This is a genomic window from Streptomyces sediminimaris (assembly GCF_047049295.1).
Lineage (GTDB): Bacteria > Actinomycetota > Actinomycetes > Streptomycetales > Streptomycetaceae > Streptomyces > Streptomyces sediminimaris.
Genome location: NZ_JBJWOT010000001.1, coordinates 4,614,764 through 4,630,858, shown reverse-complemented (window position 1 = coordinate 4,630,858; position 16,095 = coordinate 4,614,764). Strand labels below are relative to the sequence as shown.

The window sequence follows — 16,095 nt, the reverse complement described above, 5'->3', positions numbered from 1 at the left end:
CGCGACGGGATCAGCGGTGAGGCCGACGCCGGCGGCTTCGCGGTCGCGGTGCCATGAGCTGAAGCCGACCGAGAACCTTCGGCGTCCTGGGCTGTGTCTCCGGGCGCTGAGCTGATGGCCTGCGCGGACGGCGCGCGGCGGTTCGCCCTTGCGTCGTGATCCTGCCAGCCGGGGCCCCCGCTGAGGAGGTTCCGGCTCCGGTCCGGAGAGTTAAGCCGCAGGTCAGCCGTATAAAGTGAGTTTTCCGGTCCGGATGGACGAACGCGAGGGACGTAGGGAGTGCAGGCCGTGGTTTCCGACTCGGGGGCACGTACGGCCTTCGCGGAGCGGCTCGCGCTGCTGTACCGGGAGGCGGGCAACCCTCCCCTGGCGCGGGTGGCCGAGGCGGTCGTCCAGCTTCAGCGGGTGGACGAGCGGGGGCGGCCGGTGCGGGTCTCCGCCCAGCGGATCAGCGACTGGCGGCGGGCCAAGAACGTGCCGGCCCAGTTCGCCGCACTCGCGGCCGTGCTGCACGTCCTCATCCCCCAGGCGCGGCGCGCCCGGCCCACGCCGGTGTCCGCCGGCCTCTACGACACGGGCCAGTGGCAGCGCCTGTGGGAGCGCGCCGTGGCCGACCCGGCCGGCGAGCGCCCCGCGGCGGCCGCCGCCCCGCAGGAGCCGTACGCCGAGGCACCGGCCGTCCCCGCCGTGTGTCCGTACCGGGGCCTGGCCTCCTACCGGCAGGAGGACGCCCGCTGGTTCTTCGGCCGGGACCGGAGCACGGGCGCGCTCGTCGACCAGCTGCTCGCGGCGGAGCGGACGGGCGGCCTGGTCATGCTGGTCGGCGCCTCGGGCGCGGGGAAGTCCTCGCTGCTGCACGCGGGGCTGGCGACCGCGGTCAAGAGCGGCGCCCTGGGCGACGGCAGCGGGCCGAGGCGCGTGCTGCAGCTCGTACCGGGTGCGGACCCCGTGAGGGAGCTGACGCGAAGGGTTCCTGAGCTCGTCCCCGTCGTCGCCACGAACGACGCGGAGGGGGAGGACGCGGAGGAGCAGGACGCGCAGAGGCAGGACGCGCAGGAGCAGGACGCGCAGGAGCAGGACGCGGCGCGAGACGCCGCCGCGGACGACACCACCGCCCGGAACCCCCGAGCCGACGACACCACCGCCCGGAACGCCCGAGCCGGCGGCGCCGTCGCGGAGGGCGCGTGCGGTGACGACGACCGTGCCGTCCGGGACGCCTTCGCACGGTGGGCGCGCCGTGAGACGGCGTCCGGGGGGCGTCCGGTGGTGATCGTGGACCAGTTCGAGGAGGCCTTCACCCTCTGCGCGGACGAGGCGCGCAGGGAGCTGTTCGTGCGGATCCTGCACGCCGCGTGCACGCCCGCGGGCCCCGGCGAGCGCGCCCCGGTGCTGGTGGTCCTCGGCATCCGCGCCGACTTCTACGAGCAGTGCCTGGCCCACCCCGAACTGGCCGACGCGCTCCAGCACCGCCACATGGTGCTCGGGCCGCTGACCACGGCGGAGCTGCGCGACGCGGTGACCGGGCCGGCCAAGGCCGTCGGGCTGGAGCTGGAACCGGGCCTCGCGGAGCTGATCGTGCGGGAGGTGAGCGCCGACGGGCCGCGCGGCGCGCACGACGCCGGGGTGCTGCCGCTGCTGTCCCACGCGCTCCTCGCGACCTGGCAGCGGCGCAAGGCGGGGCGGCTGACGCTCGCCGGTTACCGCGCCGCGGGCGGCATCCAGGGCGCGGTGGCCGCGACCGCCGAGCGGGCCTGGTCGGGCCTCGACCCGCCCGCCCGTACGGCCGCGCGGTTGCTGCTGCTGCGTCTGGTCCGGCTGAGCGAGGACACCCAGGCCACCCGCCGCAGGGGGACGCGGCGCCGGCTGGCGGACGAGTCGGCGAACCCCGCCAAGACGGAGGAGTCGCTCGAGGCCCTGGTCCGCGCCCGGCTGGTGACGCTCGACGCGGAGACCGTGGAGATCACTCACGAGGCGCTGCTGCACGCCTGGCCGCGGCTGCGCGGGTGGATCGACGAGGACCGCAGCGGCAACCTGCTGCGGCAGCGGCTGGAGGAGGACGGCCGGGCCTGGGAGAGCTCGGACCGCGACTCGTCGCTGCTCTACCGGGGTTCGCGGCTGGAGCAGGCCCACACCTGGGCGAAGTCCGCCGAGGACGGCGGGGACACCTTCCTCACCCGGAGCGCGGTGGAGTTCCTGGCCGCCTCGGTCAGGCTGCGCCGGCGCACGGTGTGGATCAGCCGGGGCGCGGTGTCCGCCCTGGTCGTCCTCGCGCTGCTGGCCGTCGGCGCGGCGGTCGTCGCCTGGCAGCAGCGCAACGACGCCGTCTTCGAGCAGGTGGTCGCCGAGGCCGACCGTGTCCAGTACACCGATCCGTCGCTGTCCGCCCAGCTCGACCTGGTGGCGCACCGGCTGCGTCCGGGGGACGAGGGCGCGAGCAGCCGGCTGGTCTCGATCGTGAACGCGCCGCTGGCCACCCCGCTGTCCGGCCACACCGGCGCCGTCTACCTCACCTCGTTCAGTCCGGACGGGAAGGTCCTAGCCACCGCCAGTTACGACCGGACGGTCCGGCTGTGGGACGTGAGCGACCGCAGCCGCCCCGCACCGCTCGGCAGACCCCTCACCGGCCACACCAGCTGGGTGAGCAGCGCGGTCTTCAGCCCGGACGGCCACACCCTCGCCAGCGCGGGCGACGACGGGACGATCCGGCTGTGGGACGTCTCCGACCCGGCGCACGCCACCCGGATCGGCGCGCCCCTGACCGGGCACAAGGGCACGATCTACCTGATCGCGTTCAGCCCGGACGGGCACACCCTCGCGTCCGTCGGCGAGGACCACACCGTACGGCTGTGGAACGTGAGCGACCCGGCGCACGCCGCGGAGATCGGCCCGCCTCTGACCGGCCACACCGCCGCCGTGCGCTCCGTCGCGTTCAGCCCCGACGGACGGACCCTCGCGACGGGCGGCGACGACGACACCGTACGGCTGTGGGACGTGGCCGACCCGGCGCACGTGACGAGGATCGGCGCGCCCCTGACCGGCCACACCGACCTGGTGCACTCGGTGGCCTTCAGCCCGGACGGCCGCACCCTCGCCAGCGGCAGCGCGGACGACACCGTACGGCTGTGGGACGTGACCGACCGGGCACACGTCACGGAGATCGGCTCGCCCCTCACCGGCCACACCGGTCCCATCTGGTCGGTGGCCTTCAGTCCCGACGGGAGGCAGCTGGCCGCCGCGAGCGCGGACAGCACGGCGAGCCTGTGGAACGTGAGCGATCCGGCCTATCCCTCCCAGGTCGGCGAGCCGCTCGCGGGCGGCAGCGGCGAGATGTACGCGCTGGGCTTCAGCCCCGACGGACGGACCCTCGCGACGGGGAGCGGCGACGGCAAGGTCCGGCTGTGGTCGATCCCGACGTCGGACATGATCGGCCGGACGGCGAGGTTCCGCCCGGACGGGAAGGTGCTCGCCACGGTCGGGCGGGACGGCGCGGTACGGCTGTGGAACGTGCGCAGGCCCAGCCGGCCGGTGGCGCTGAGCAGACCGTTCAAACACGCGGACGGCGGCGAGGAGATGGTCTTCTCCCCCGACGGCCGCACCCTCGCGGTACTCACGGCGACCCGGACGGTGCATCTGTGGAACGTCGCCGACCCGGCCCGGCCGGTCCCCTACGAGCGGCCCATCAGGCTGCGGACCCGGTTCATGGGCCCCGACGCGCTGGCCTTCAGTCCCGACGGGCGCACCCTGGCCACCGCCTACACCGACCACACCTTCCAGCTGTGGAACGTCAGCGACCCCTCCCGTGTCGTCGCCTACGGCGCCCCGCTCACCGGCCACAAGGGCTACATCAACGCCCTGGACTTCAGCCCGGACGGTCACACGCTCGCCAGCGGCAGCGCCGACGGCACCATCCGGCTGTGGAACGTCGACGACCCGGCGCGCACGACGCCGCTCGGCGCACCGCTCACGTGGCACACCGGACCCGTCAACGTGCTCGCCTACAGCCCGGACGGCCGCACGCTCGCCAGCGGCGGTGACGACGACACGGTCCGCCTGTGGGACAGCGCCGACCCGGCGCACGTGACGAGGATCGGCGCGCCCCTGACCGGGCACACCGAAGCGGTCGTGTCGCTGACGTACAGCCCGGACGGGCACACCCTGGCCAGCGGCGGCAACGACAACACCGTCCGCCTGTGGAAGGTGTCCGATCCCTCGAGCGCCGGGCCGATCGGCCAGTCGATGAGCCCGAACGCCAAGACCGGCAACTTCCTCGCGTTCAGTCCGAGGAGCCACATGCTCGGGGTCTCCAGCGGCGCCGACACCGTACGGCTGTGGAGCCTGGACCCCGACGACGCCGTCCGGCGCATCTGCTCGACCACGCACGGAGTCCTGACGGCGCGGAAGTGGCGCGAGTACCTGCCGCGCCTTTCGTACCGGCCGCCGTGCGGTGACTAGAGTCCTGAACTCGCCTGCATTCAGGGCGAGTTGGTGTCAGCGAGCGGCGTGATTCCGGCCACAGCGGCGGTCCCGGGCCGGGTCGTCGGCTCCCGCCGCGCCTGCGGCCTTGTTAGGCTGGGCGGCAGCCCGGTCGCTGGTGCATCCCCCGTCGCCAGCGACCGGGTCTTCGCATGTCCGCCACGTGCCCGGGAAGGTGGTGAGCGCCGCCGTGGACCGGCGCGTCGTCGTCGTCACCGCCGTGCACGCCCCGTCGGCCGGGTTCCTGCCCGAGGCGTACGAGTCCCTTCGCGCGCAGGAGCTTCCGCGGGGCTGGTCGTGGCGCTGGGTGATCCAGGAGGACGGCAGGACGGACGAGGTCCGCGGCCGTGTCCCCGACGACGCGCGCGTGACCTTCCACCAGGGCCGGCCGGGCGGCCCCGGTGTGGCCCGCACGATGGCGCTCGCGCACGCCGACGGTCCGTACGTGAAGATCCTCGACGCCGACGACCTGCTGCCGACGGGCACGCTGGCCCGCGATCTGGCGGTGCTGGAGCGCGCGCCGGAGATCGGCTGGACGACGTCGCGGGCGCTGGACCTGCTGCCGGACGGCTCGACGGCCGGCTTCCCCGGCGACCCGGACGAGGGCCCGATCGAGCGGGGTGCCGTGCTCCGCTCATGGCGGGCGAACGGCTTCCGCGCCCCGGTGCACCCGGCGACGCTCTGCGTCCGCCGCGACCTGCTGCTGGCCCTCGGCGGCTGGATGGCCCTGCCGGCCTCCGAGGACACCGGTCTGCTGCTCGCCCTGGACGCCGTGAGCCGGGGCTGGTTCTCACGCAAGGTGGGCCTGTTCTACCGCAAGTGGGAGGGGCAGGCGACGGGTCAGGCGGCGCACGTCGACCCGGCCGAGCGCGAGGCGCGCATGGCCGTGGTGGAGGCGCGGGCGAGAGCGCTCGCGGGCTTCCGCCCGCCCCCTCCCCTCACGGACTGACCGCCCCGCTCTCCCCGCCGGCCGCGGCGAGCCACCGTGCCACCCGGCGCACCGTCGTCTCGTCCAGCCGCTCCACGAGCGCCTGTACGGCCGTGTGGTCCTCCGGCGTGAGGTCGTAAAGGCCCGCCCTGGTCAGGCCGGCCATGAGCACCTGCCGCCGGCGGGCGTCCATGCGTTCCGCCAGCCTGCTCCGCTCCCCGGGGCCGCGGGCCTGATGGGGGCCGGGGGTCACGGAGGCGGTGGCGGGGGCCGACGCAGGGGCCGTCGCGGGGGCCGAAGCAGGGGCCGTCGCGGAGGCCGAAGCAGGGGCCGTCGCGGGGGCCGAAGCAGGGGCCGTCGCGGGGGCCGACGCAGGGGCCGTCGCGGAGGCCGTCGCGGGGGTGGCCGGCACGTCGAAGCGCTGCCATCCACCGTCCTTCGGACCCCACAGACTCACCGCCAGAGAGCCGCCGCGCGCCCGCACGGTGTGGGCCATCTCGCCGAGCGCGTACTGGACGGGAGCGCGATGGGGCGACTCGGCGCACACCTGCCAGGAGTCCGTGGAGGGCCGGTGGAACATGGCGACCCAGCGGGGGTCTCCGGTCGGCTGCGGGCCGGGGGGAGGTGTCGTCGTCTGCACTGCGTTCAGCCCTTCGCTCACCCGTTTGGAAGCCGGACAGCAGGGGACGATAACTGACGACCCGTCAGATATCCAGGAGCAGGACCGAGGGGGTTCGGATGGCCGGGCTCGACGACGCGCGGGCGCTCAGGAAGGGCCATGCCGCTCGCGCGCACAGCGCCTACGACCGTGCCGTGGCCGCGTGCGAGCACGCCGGGGTGGACCCGGCAGCCGCCGAACCGGTGCCGACGACCCCCGCCGGGCGCGCCGCGGGCGCCCTGCGCCTGTCCGCGCGCTCCCTCGACGCCCTCGCGGCGAGCGCTCCCGACCCGGCGGCCGACGCCCGCTGCGCGCGGAACGCCGCCGCCACCGCGGCACTCGCCGCGCAGGTGGCCCTCGCGGCCGGCGGCGGTGAGGCCGGCCGCGGGGTCCTGCGGGCCGCCCTCGCCGCCTCGCAGGCCGCCGCGGCCGCGGCGGGCGGGGCCGCGGCGGGGCGGGACACGGCCCTGAACGCCGCCGCCGACGACGCGGAGGAACGCGCGGTGGCCGCGGTGCGCGAGGCCGGGTGGAGCGTCACTTGTTCCAGGACTCGTCGTACGGGTCCTTCGGGGTCGGGACCGGCTTCGCCACCGTGACGCGGAGGTAGGGGACCGGGCCCCCGTTCACCGGGTCCCTGGTCTGCCGGGCGGAGTAGGTCCCGGTCACCCGGAGCCACTTGTCGGGTTGCAGCACCGGCGGGATCCGGCCGGCCAGAGCGATCTTCACCGGCTGGGCGTCCGCGGCACAGCAGTTGAGGGCCATACGGACCAGATAGGGGTGGCCGGCGCTGTCCAGGGCGACGAAACCGGTGACCTCGACCCGGCGGCCCCCGAGGGAACGGCCGTGGTCGTAGACCGCGCGGGTCGCGTAGTCGACCACGGTGAGGGGCAGCGGATCCGAGGCGGGCAGGGCATCGTAGCCGAACGGCCGCTGGAGCGCCGTACCGGTGCGCATCGCGCTGTAGGAGCCGAGGGCCGGCGGGGCGACCAGGATGAGGGCGAGGAGGGGGAGGGCGAGCAGCCAGGCGACGCGGGGTTCGCGGTGACCGTGCCCGTGCCCGTGTGCATGCCCGTGCCCGTGCCCTTCGCCGCTGTCACGGCCGTCGTCGCCGTGGTCGCCGCCGTCGCCGCGGTGGCCGCTGTCGCCGCCGCCGTCGCCGTCGCCGTGCCGTTCGGCGTGGCCGGACTCGGTGCTGCCCCGCCCCCGCCACTCGCGCCACTCGTACCAGACCGTCGCCAGCGCCGCCGCGACCAGGACCGCGCCCGACAGCAGCAGCAGCGGCTGCAGTCCTGCCTTGACGTAACGCAGATAGAGATCGGTGAAGCCCGCGTGCAGCAGGGCCGCGCCGAGCAGGAACAGGACCGCTGCCTGTGCCTGGCGGTTCACAGGAGCACCGCCCCGGTCAGGACCGCCCCGGCGATCGCGAGGGCGAAGGTGGCGGGGGCGAAGCGCAGGGCGAAGCCGCGGCCGAACGTGCCCGCCTGCATCGCGAACAGCTTCAGGTCGATCATCGGGCCGACGACCAGGAACGCCAACTTGGCCGTGAGCGAGAACTGGGTGAGCGACGCCGCCACGAACGCGTCCGCCTCCGAGCAGATGGACAGCAGTACGGCGAGGACGGCCAGGGCCAGGATCGCCACCAGGGGGTTGTCCGCCGCCGTGCGCAGCCAGCTCGCCGGGGCGACCGCCTTCAGCGTCGCGGCGGCCATCGCGCCGATGACCAGGAAGCCGCCCGCGTGCATCACGTCGTGCCGGACCGATTCCCAGAACGCGGCGCCCCTGCCCTGGCCCTCGTGGTGCGGGCGCTCGGGGGGGCGCAGCCAGTCGGCACGGCCGAGGCGGTGCCACAGCCAGCCCATCGCACACGCCACCAGCAGGCTGGCGACGAAGCGGGCGAGGACCATCTCCGGGTCGCGGGGAAAGGCGACCGCGGTCGCCGTCAGCACGATCGGGTTGATCGCCGGAGCGGAGAGCAGGAAGGCCAGCGCCGCGGCCGGGGTGACGCCCCGCCGGACCAGCGCCCCGGCCACCGGCACGGACGCGCACTCGCAGCCCGGCAGCACCGCACCCGCCACCCCGGCGACCGGGACCGCGAGCGCCGGGCGCTTCGGCAGCGCGCGGGCGAAGAACGAGGCCGGCACGAACACGGCGATCGCCGCCGAGAGCAGCACGCCGAGGACGAGGAAGGGCAGCGCCTGGACCAGCACGGCCACGAACACCGTCATCCAGCTCTGCATGACGGGCGCGGAGAGCGCGCCGCGGACGGGGCCCTGCAGCACCACCATCACCAGGAGCAGCACGATCAGGGCGAGGGACCTGGTGTCGGCGGAGCTCGCGCCGACGGCGGACTGCGCACCGGCCCCCTTCACCCCGTCGGGCACGGGGCCGGCGCACACCGCGTCGGCCGGCCCCGTGTCCGGTGATCGGGGGCGGTCGGGGCTGTCGGCCACCGGTTCGTGGCAGTCCGCCGTCGGCGGGGCTGGTTTGGTGATGGCCACGTGTGAGGTACCTCCGGTGGTACGGAGAGGCGCTGGTCTCCCCTCGGCCTTGGGTACGCCCGGAGGGAGGCCGTTGTTCAGTCGTCTCTGGAACCACCCGTGTCTTTGGGGCAGTCTTTCCCCTCGTGGCGAGCGTTCCGAATCAAGGCCGGCCGGACGGTGACGGGTCGGCGCACATGGTCGTGTGCGGCGACGACGGACTGGCGCACAGACTCGCCGCCGAACTGCGGGGCGTCTACGGCGAACAGGTCACCCTCGTCGTGCCGCCGTCCGAGCGCGCGGTGCGCGCACCGGCGGCCGGGCGGGCCCGGGCGACCACGGCGGCGCTGTTCGACCGCGTGGTGAACGCGACCGTCAACCGCGCGACCGGCGCCACCGCCGAACCCGTGGGAACGGCCCACCTCATGGAGGCGGCCGAGCCGACCGAGGACGCGCTCGGCGCGGCGGGGGTGGAGCGGGCCGCGGCGCTGGCGCTGGTGTACGACGACGACGAGACCAACATCCGCGCCGCCCTCATCGCCCGCCGGCTCAACCCGCGGCTGCGGCTGGTCCTCCGGCTCTACAACCGGCGCCTCGGCCAGCACATCGAGGAACTGCTCGACCAGGCGGCCGCGTTGGCCGCGGGCGACGCGGACGGCTCCGCCTCCGACTCCTCCACGACCGTACTGTCCGACGCCGACACGGCCGCGCCGGCGCTCGCCGCCACCGCCGTCGCGGGCACCAGCAAGGTCGTCCAGACCGACGGTCTGCTGCTGCGGGCGGTGGAACGGACACCGGTGGCCGGTCAGCTGACCCGGCCGGGGCTGGCCACGCTGGCGCTGCTGTCCGCGGACAACGCCGACAACGGCGGGGAGCAGGGCCCGGAGCTGCTGCCCGACGAGGCGGCGGTGCGGGCCGCCACCGGCCGCGGGACCGTCGTCCTTGAGCAGGTGTCCTACGCCGGGCCCGAACTGCCGCCCGCCCGCGGGGCCGTGGCGTTCGCGTCGCTGTTCTCGCGCCGGCTGCGCTGGTCGCTGGCCGGGCTGGCGGGCTGCGTGCTCGCGCTCGCGGTGGCCCTGTGGCTGGTGACGGGGATTCATCCGCTGAGCGCGTTCTATCTCACGCTGCTCGATCTGTTCGCCATCGACGACCCCGCGATCGGGGCGTCCGTCGGGCGGCAGATCCTGCAACTCCTCTCCGGGCTGACGGGGTTGCTGCTGCTGCCGGTCCTGCTGGCCGCGGTGCTGGAGGCGCTGGGCACCTTCCGCACCGCGTCCGCGCTGCGCAAGCCCCCTCGGGGGCTGGGCGGGCACGTGGTGCTCCTCGGCCTCGGCAAGATCGGTACGCGGGTGCTGACCCGGCTGCGCGAACTGCGCATCCCCGTCGTGTGCGTCGAGTCCGACCCCGAGGCCCGGGGCCTGGCCGCGGCCCGGCGGCTGCGGGTGCCCGTGGTGCTCGGGGACGTCACCCAGGAGGGCGTCCTGGAGGCCGCCAAGATCCACCGGGCGCACGCGCTGCTCGCGGTGACCAGCGCGGACACCACGAACCTCGAGGCCGCCCTCTACGCCCGGACCGTACGGCCGGACCTGCGGGTCGTCCTGCGGCTGTACGACGACGACTTCGCCACCGCCGTGTACCGGACCCTGCGCGCCGCCCATCCGCGGGCGTCCACCCGCAGCCGCAGCGTGTCCCACCTGGCGGCGCCCGCCTTCGCCGGGGCGATGATGGGGCGCCAGATCCTCGGCGCGATTCCGGTGGAACGGCGGGTGCTGCTGTTCGCCGCCGTGGACGTGGGCGGGCACGCGCAGCTGGAGGGCAAGACCGTCGCGGAGGCGTTCCGGGCGGGGGCCTGGCGGGTGCTGGCCCTCGACACGAGGGTCTCCGACGGCCGGCCGGAGGAGCCGGCCGCACAGGAGGCGTACGAGGACCTGCCGGGGTCGGGGCTGGTGTGGGATCTGCCGGACTCCTACGTGCTGCGCGGCTGCGACCGGATCGTGCTCGCCGCCACCCGCCGGGGGCTCGCGGAACTGCTCGGCCGCCGTCCTCCCGAGCGGGCGCTGCTCGGGACCGCCGGGCCCAGACCCCCGCTCCACCCCTGAACGGCACCGTCCTCGATCGCCGGACGGGCCGCCCGGACGGGCCGGGGAGCCCTGCCCGCCCGGCGCCGGGCGGTCACCCCAGATACCGCTCCGCGAACTCCAGCTCCAGCCGTACCTGCTTGATCCGCTCGTCCACCACCAGGGAGCCGTGGCCGGCGTCGTAGCGGTAGACCTCGTGGACCGCGTCGCGGGCCTGGAGGCGCTTGACGTAGTTCTCGATCTGGCGGATGGGGCAGCGGGGGTCGTTGACCCCGGCCGAGATGTAGACCGGGGCCTTGACCTGGTCGACGTAGGTCAGCGGGGACGAGGCCTCGAAGCGGTCGGGGACCTCCTCCGGGGTGCCGCCCATGAGGGTGCGGTCCATGGCCTTCAGGGCTTCCATCTCGTCGTGGTACGCCGTGACGTAGTCGGCGACCGGGACCGCCGCGATGCCCAGGGTCCAGGCGTCCGGCTGGGCGCCCAGGCCGAGGAGGGTGAGGTAGCCGCCCCAGGAGCCGCCGGTCAGCACGAGGCGGGCGGGATCGGCGAGGCCCGAGCTCACCGCCCACTCGCGGACCGCCGCGATGTCCTCCAGTTCGATGAGGCCGACGCGGTGCTTGAGGGCGTCGGTCCAGGCGCGGCCGTAGCCCGTGGAGCCGCGGTAGTTGACGCGGACCACCGCGTACCCGTGGTCGACCCAGGCCGCCGGGCCCGCGGCGAAGGCGTCGCTGTCGTGCCAGGTCGGGCCGCCGTGGATGTCGAAGACGGTGGGCAGCGGGCCCGTGGCGCCCGCGGGCTTCTGGACCAGGGCGTGGATACGGCCGCCGGGGCCCTCCACCCAGACGTCCTCCACCGGCACCGAGCCCGGGGACTTCATGCCGGGCGGGTCGAGGACGACCTCACCGGTGGTCGAGCGGACCGCCGACGGCCGGGCGGCCGAGGACCAGAGGTACTCCACGCTGCCGTCCGGGCGGGCCGTCGCGCCGGAGACCGAGCCGGGCGGGGTGGGGATCTTCTCCAGGGCCCGGCCCGCCAGGTCGTAGCGGAACATCTCGCTGCGGGCCTCGAAGCTGTGCACGATGAGCAGTCCCGTGCCGTCCGGGTACCACTCGGCGCTGACGTCGCCGGGCAGGTCCAGGGCCAGGTCGGTCTCCTCGCCGGTGGCCGTGTCCCACACCATCGGCTCCCAGCGGCCGCGGCGCTGGTGGCCGACGAGCAGCCGGGTGTCGCCGTCGACGGGGGCGAAGCCCAGGACCTCAAGGCCCAGCTCCTCCTTGCCGCCCCTGGTGTCGTCCAGCTCGGCGACGGCGGTGCCGTCCAGGCGCATGACGCGCAGGGCCGAGTGCATCGCGTCGCCGTGCTCCGTGTGCTCGATCGCGATCAGCGAGCCGTCGTGGGAGAGGTCGCCGACGCCCGCCGACTCGCGGTGGCGGTAGATCTCCACCGGGTCCTCGCCCGTGCGCGCGAGGTGGATCGTCGTGCCGTCCTCGTCGGTGGAGCGGCCGACGACCGCCGTGCGGCCGTCCCGGGCGAGGGCCAGGCCCGCCGGGTAGGAGGGGCCCAGGCCCGGGGCCGCGAGCTCGTTCTCCCCGCCCGTGAACGGCTGCCGGCGCCAGACGCCGAACTCGTCGCCGTCCTTGTCGTCGAACCACCAGATCCACGCGCCGTCCGGGGTGAGCACACCGTCCGTCGTGCCGTTCGGCCGGTCGGTCACCTGGCGCCGCTCGCCCGTCGACCGGTCCCAGGCGTACAGCTCGTACGTCCCCGTCGCGTTCGACACGAACAGGGAGCGGTCCGGTGCGTCCTGCGCCCAGTCGGGCAGCGACACCCGCGGCGCCCGGAAGCGCTTCTCCCAGTCCGGCATGTCCTCTTTCCGATCCGGCGCGGCGGACCCGTTGCTCTCAGTCATGACCCCATACTGCCTGCTTCCTGTGACGCCGCGCGGGCGGGATCCCCAGCCTGTGGACAACTTCTACCGCTCCCTTACCCGCCCCGGCCCGTGCGGGCCCGCGAACCAGCCCCGATCGGGGCGTTCGCCCAGGTCGGATCGGATTGTCAGTGGCGGGGTGCAGACTTCCCGGCATGACCGATCTGCGTAAGACAGTCGAGAGGTTCTGGGCCGCCGCCGCGGCCCGGGACTGGAGCGCCTTCGCCGACACCCTGTCCGAGGACGTCGTCTACACCCTGCCGCAGACGCGTGAGCGCATCACCGGCAGGCAGCGGTACGTGGAGTTCACCCGCGAGTACCCGGGCGACTGGCGCCTGAGGATCGAGCGCGTCGTCGCCGAGCCGGGCCAGGTGGTGAGCTGGATCCACTTCACGGTCGGGCTGGAGGAGATGTACGGGATCTCGTTCTTCAGCGGTACGGACCGGATCACGTCCATAACCGACTTCTGGCCGGAGCCGTACGAGCCCCCGGCCGGCCGGGACCACCTCACCGAGCGGTACTGACCCCGCGGCGGTTCTCCGCCCGGCGGCGCCGTACCTTTGAAGGCGTGTACCGGTTTCTGCTGACGCCCCGCTGGTGGGGGATCAACGTCTTCGTGCTGCTCGCCATCCCCTTCTGCGTCTTCATGGGGTCCTGGCAGCTGAGCCGGTTCGAGGGCCGCGTGCAGGACCACCGCAAGGAGAGCGAGCAGGTCACGACGGACCGGCACGAGGCCGCCCGCCCGCTGCGCGAGCTGCTGCCCGTCGACAAGGCGACGTCCGGCAAGCAGGCCACCGCCACCGGGCGGTACGGCAGGCAGCTGCTGGTCCCGGACCGCGAACTCGACGGCAGGCGCGGCTACTACGTCCTGACGCTGCTGCGCACCGACGGCGGCAAGGCGCTGCCCGTGGTGCGGGGCTGGCTGCCGGGATCGGCCGACGCCGCGAAGGCGCCCGCCGCGCCGGCCGGTGACGTCACCGTCACCGGCGCGCTCCAGGCGTCCGAGACGCCCGGGGACGACGGGGTGGGCGCCCAGAGCGGCCTGCCGTCCGGGCAGACCGGGGCGATCAGCTCGGCGGCGCTGGTGAACCTCGTGCCCTACGACGTGTACGACGCGTGGATCACCCTGGACCGGGCCGACAGCGGGATGAAGGCGGTGCCCGCCAAGGCACCCGCCAACTCCGGGCTGGACCTGAAGGCGTTCCAGAACCTCGGGTACACCGGCGAGTGGTTCGTCTTCGCCGGGTTCGTGGTGTTCATGTGGTTCCGGCTGCTGCGGCGCGAGGTGGAGTCCGCGCGGGACGCGGAGATGGGGCTGGTGGCGGCGGAAGAGCAGAGCGTGACCGTCTGACGCCGACGGGGGCGCCCCGGGCGGAGTCGGCCCCCGGTCACGCCCGCCGCCTCACGTCCCGGCCAGCACCCCGGTGAAGTAGACCGTCCCGGCGCACGCGTCGGGCACCTGCGCCGACACCGTGGGCGAGCCCGCCTCCGTCGTGTGGGACACGGTCACACTGCCGCCCGCCGCGCCGTCCTGCCTCATCAGCTGCGTGGTGACGCCGCTGTCGGTGCCGGTGGAGGCGCCGCCGGTGGTGCTGCCGGCGTCGCCGCTCGGGGTCGGCGAGGCGGTGGGGCCGCCGTCGGTGGTGCCGCCGCTGCCGCCCGTGCTGGGGCAGGGCGCCGAGGGGACGAAGGCGAACTTCTCCTCGTAGGCGGCGCCCGGCTGCAGCAGCAGCCCGGTGACCTCGGTGGAGGGGTCCGGCAGGCCGGCCGCCGCGTCCCCGGCCACATGCCGCTGCGCGCCGACCTTGGTGGCGTCCGCGGCGCCCTGCGCGAGCACGCTGACGCTGCCGGGCCCGCCGACGCTGCAGGGCGTGGTGGAGATGTTGACGACGCGGAAGGTGCCGTAGACCGTGCCCGCGGAGTCGGGGGCGTCGACGGACTGGGTGGCCGAGCCGAGCTGCTGGGCGGTGCACACCGGGGCGCCCGCCGCACTGGTGGCCGACGGGCCGGTGCCCGCGCCGCTGCCCGCGCCGGGGGTGACGCCCTTGCTCCTGCCGTCGCCCTTCGACGCGCCCTTGCCCTTGTCCTGGGTCTTGCCGGAACCGCCCCCGGTGGTGCCCTCACTGCCGTCGGCTTTTCCCTGGCTCGCGCCGCCCTGGGCCTGCGAGGCCTGGCCGGCGACGGACGGATTGACGTCGGAGCCCGTGGCGCCCGAGACATGCAGCAGGGCCGGGACGGCCGTGCCGATGAACAGGGCCGCTGCCGCCATGCCGACCGCGGCCTGCCGCTTGCGGGCACGCCGCGCGGGCACCGCCCGCCGCAGGTGGTCCAGCGTGCCGTCGCGCGGCTCGACCGTCTCCACCGCCTGGTGCAACATCCTGCGCAGGGCCTGCTCGTCCGAGTCGAGCTCGTCCTCGGGGCCCTGGTCGTCGCGGCCGTGGTTCACAGTCCTGTTCCCAGCGTGCGGTGGCGAGTGCTCTTGTCCTGGTGTCGCCGTCGGCTCGTGCCAGGCGAACGGTTCGTGTCGGTCACGGGAGTCACGTCCCTCGGCGTCCTCGTTCATGCCGGCGCCTCCATCGCGATCCGGAGGGCCGCGATGCCGCGGGAGCCGTACGCCTTCACCGAACCCAGCGATATCCCGAGCGTCTCGGCGACCTGGGCCTCGGTCATGTCCGCGAAGTAGCGCAGCACCAGCACCTCGCGCTGGCGGCGCTGCAGGCCCTTCATCGCCTTGATCAGGGAGTCGCGCTCCAGCTGGTCGTAGGCGCCCTCCTCGGCGCTCGCCATGTCGGGCATCGGCTTGGAGAGCAGCTTCAGGCCGAGGATGCGGCGGCGCAGGGCGGAGCGGGAGAGGTTGACGACCGTCTGGCGCAGGTACGCCAGGGTCTTCTCGGGGTCGCGGACGCGTTTGCGTGCCGAGTGCACGCGGATGAAGGCTTCCTGGACGACGTCCTCGCAGGAGGCGGTGTCGTCGAGCAGGAGGGCGGCGAGTCCCAGCAGCGAGCGGTAGTGCGCGCGGTAGGTCTCGGTGAGGTGGTCGACCGTGGTGCCGGCCGCCGCGACGTCCTCGGCGTCCTCGCGCTGATTCGGGATGCGGGTGGGCCGCGCGGCAGGCATGGGCGCGATCACCGGCATGCCGCCGGGCGGGCCGGGCAGACGGGGTCGTAGGGACGGGCGGGGCGGCCGTAGGGCCGTACCGCGCGTCGCCGCAGAGAAGTCGAGTACCTCAGCCACGCCAGTTGGACACGTTTACCCCCCTCAGGGTTGTACGTGCCGGGCGTCACTTTTGCGTCGCGTGGTGCCACCGGCCCTCTCGCGTCGGACAGCACCGTCGACCGTGCTTCGAACGCCCTCATGCCTACCCGCTCTTCCCCTGTGTCCGAATGTTCGGGACGTCCCCACGTCCCGCCGCATCCCCGCACCCCTGAAGGGCGTTCGCAAAGACGCCCCCCGCCCTCCGCGCGGTTGCGGAGGGCGGGAAGGGAAATCTTCGGATGCCGCACGGCCCCGGGGCAAGTGGTACGGACCATTGGCCGGGGTCCGCGCCGCCCACA

12 protein-coding genes are annotated in these 16,095 nt (G+C 74.6%); 6 read left to right on the top strand and 6 right to left on the bottom strand.

Translation table 11 applies throughout. From position 1 onward, the window contains the following. Window positions 1-279: 279 nt before the first annotated feature. Window positions 280-4,452, top strand: a complete 4,173-nt coding sequence (locus ACJ9NR_RS21555; protein WP_412493684.1) for an nSTAND1 domain-containing NTPase — start codon at window positions 280-282, stop codon at window positions 4,450-4,452. Window positions 4,453-4,651: 199 nt separating this feature from the next. Then, window positions 4,652-5,422 (top strand): glycosyltransferase family 2 protein, encoded by a 771-nt coding sequence (locus ACJ9NR_RS21550; protein WP_412493685.1) that lies wholly within the window; start codon window positions 4,652-4,654, stop codon window positions 5,420-5,422. Here the strand turns inward: ACJ9NR_RS21550 and ACJ9NR_RS21545 are convergent. After that, window positions 5,412-6,041 (bottom strand): hypothetical protein, encoded by a 630-nt coding sequence (locus ACJ9NR_RS21545; RefSeq protein WP_412493686.1) that lies wholly within the window; start codon window positions 6,039-6,041, stop codon window positions 5,412-5,414. The genes ACJ9NR_RS21550 and ACJ9NR_RS21545 overlap by 11 nt on opposite strands. A gap of 98 nt (window positions 6,042-6,139) precedes the next feature. Between ACJ9NR_RS21545 and ACJ9NR_RS21540 the strand changes: the two genes are divergently transcribed. Then, a complete protein-coding gene (locus ACJ9NR_RS21540; protein ID WP_412493687.1) occupies window positions 6,140-6,655 on the top strand; it encodes a hypothetical protein in 516 nt (171 codons plus the stop codon). Here the strand turns inward: ACJ9NR_RS21540 and ACJ9NR_RS21535 are convergent. Together ACJ9NR_RS21535 and ACJ9NR_RS21530 are read right to left on the bottom strand one after the other, a co-directional pair. Continuing rightward, window positions 6,594-7,445 (bottom strand): TIGR03943 family putative permease subunit, encoded by an 852-nt coding sequence (locus ACJ9NR_RS21535; protein WP_412493688.1) that lies wholly within the window; start codon window positions 7,443-7,445, stop codon window positions 6,594-6,596. The two genes, ACJ9NR_RS21540 and ACJ9NR_RS21535, sit on opposite strands and share 62 nt — an antisense overlap. Continuing rightward, entirely contained in the window at window positions 7,442-8,557 is a 1,116-nt protein-coding gene (locus tag ACJ9NR_RS21530; protein ID WP_412493689.1) for a permease, read from the bottom strand. The genes ACJ9NR_RS21535 and ACJ9NR_RS21530 overlap by 4 nt, the downstream gene beginning before the upstream one ends. A 176-nt stretch (window positions 8,558-8,733) precedes the next feature. Between ACJ9NR_RS21530 and ACJ9NR_RS21525 the strand changes: the two genes are divergently transcribed. Continuing rightward, complete coding sequence (locus ACJ9NR_RS21525; RefSeq protein WP_412493819.1) at window positions 8,734-10,635, top strand: NAD-binding protein; 1,902 nt, start codon at window positions 8,734-8,736, stop codon at window positions 10,633-10,635. A gap of 73 nt (window positions 10,636-10,708) precedes the next feature. Here ACJ9NR_RS21525 and ACJ9NR_RS21520 read toward each other — a convergent pair whose 3' ends face one another. Then, entirely contained in the window at window positions 10,709-12,523 is a 1,815-nt protein-coding gene (locus ACJ9NR_RS21520; protein ID WP_412493690.1) for a S9 family peptidase, read from the bottom strand. A 173-nt stretch (window positions 12,524-12,696) separates the two neighbouring features. On the opposite strand from ACJ9NR_RS21520, the gene ACJ9NR_RS21515 reads away from it, so the two are divergent. Together ACJ9NR_RS21515 and ACJ9NR_RS21510 are read left to right on the top strand one after the other, a co-directional pair. After that, entirely contained in the window at window positions 12,697-13,065 is a 369-nt protein-coding gene (locus ACJ9NR_RS21515) for a nuclear transport factor 2 family protein (protein WP_412493691.1), read from the top strand. Between the two features lie 44 nt (window positions 13,066-13,109). Then, a complete protein-coding gene (locus ACJ9NR_RS21510; protein WP_412493692.1) occupies window positions 13,110-13,892 on the top strand; it encodes an SURF1 family protein in 783 nt (260 codons plus the stop codon). 51 nt (window positions 13,893-13,943) lie between these two features. Here the strand turns inward: ACJ9NR_RS21510 and ACJ9NR_RS21505 are convergent, their stop codons facing one another. Next, on the bottom strand, window positions 13,944-14,987 hold the full coding sequence (locus tag ACJ9NR_RS21505) for a hypothetical protein (protein ID WP_412493693.1): 1,044 nt from the start codon (window positions 14,985-14,987) through the stop codon (window positions 13,944-13,946). Between the two features lie 113 nt (window positions 14,988-15,100). Further along, the gene (locus tag ACJ9NR_RS21500) at window positions 15,101-15,676 is read right to left on the bottom strand and encodes a SigE family RNA polymerase sigma factor (RefSeq protein ID WP_412493820.1); all 576 of its coding nucleotides are present in this window, start codon (window positions 15,674-15,676) and stop codon (window positions 15,101-15,103) included. Window positions 15,677-16,095: the final 419 nt, after the last annotated feature.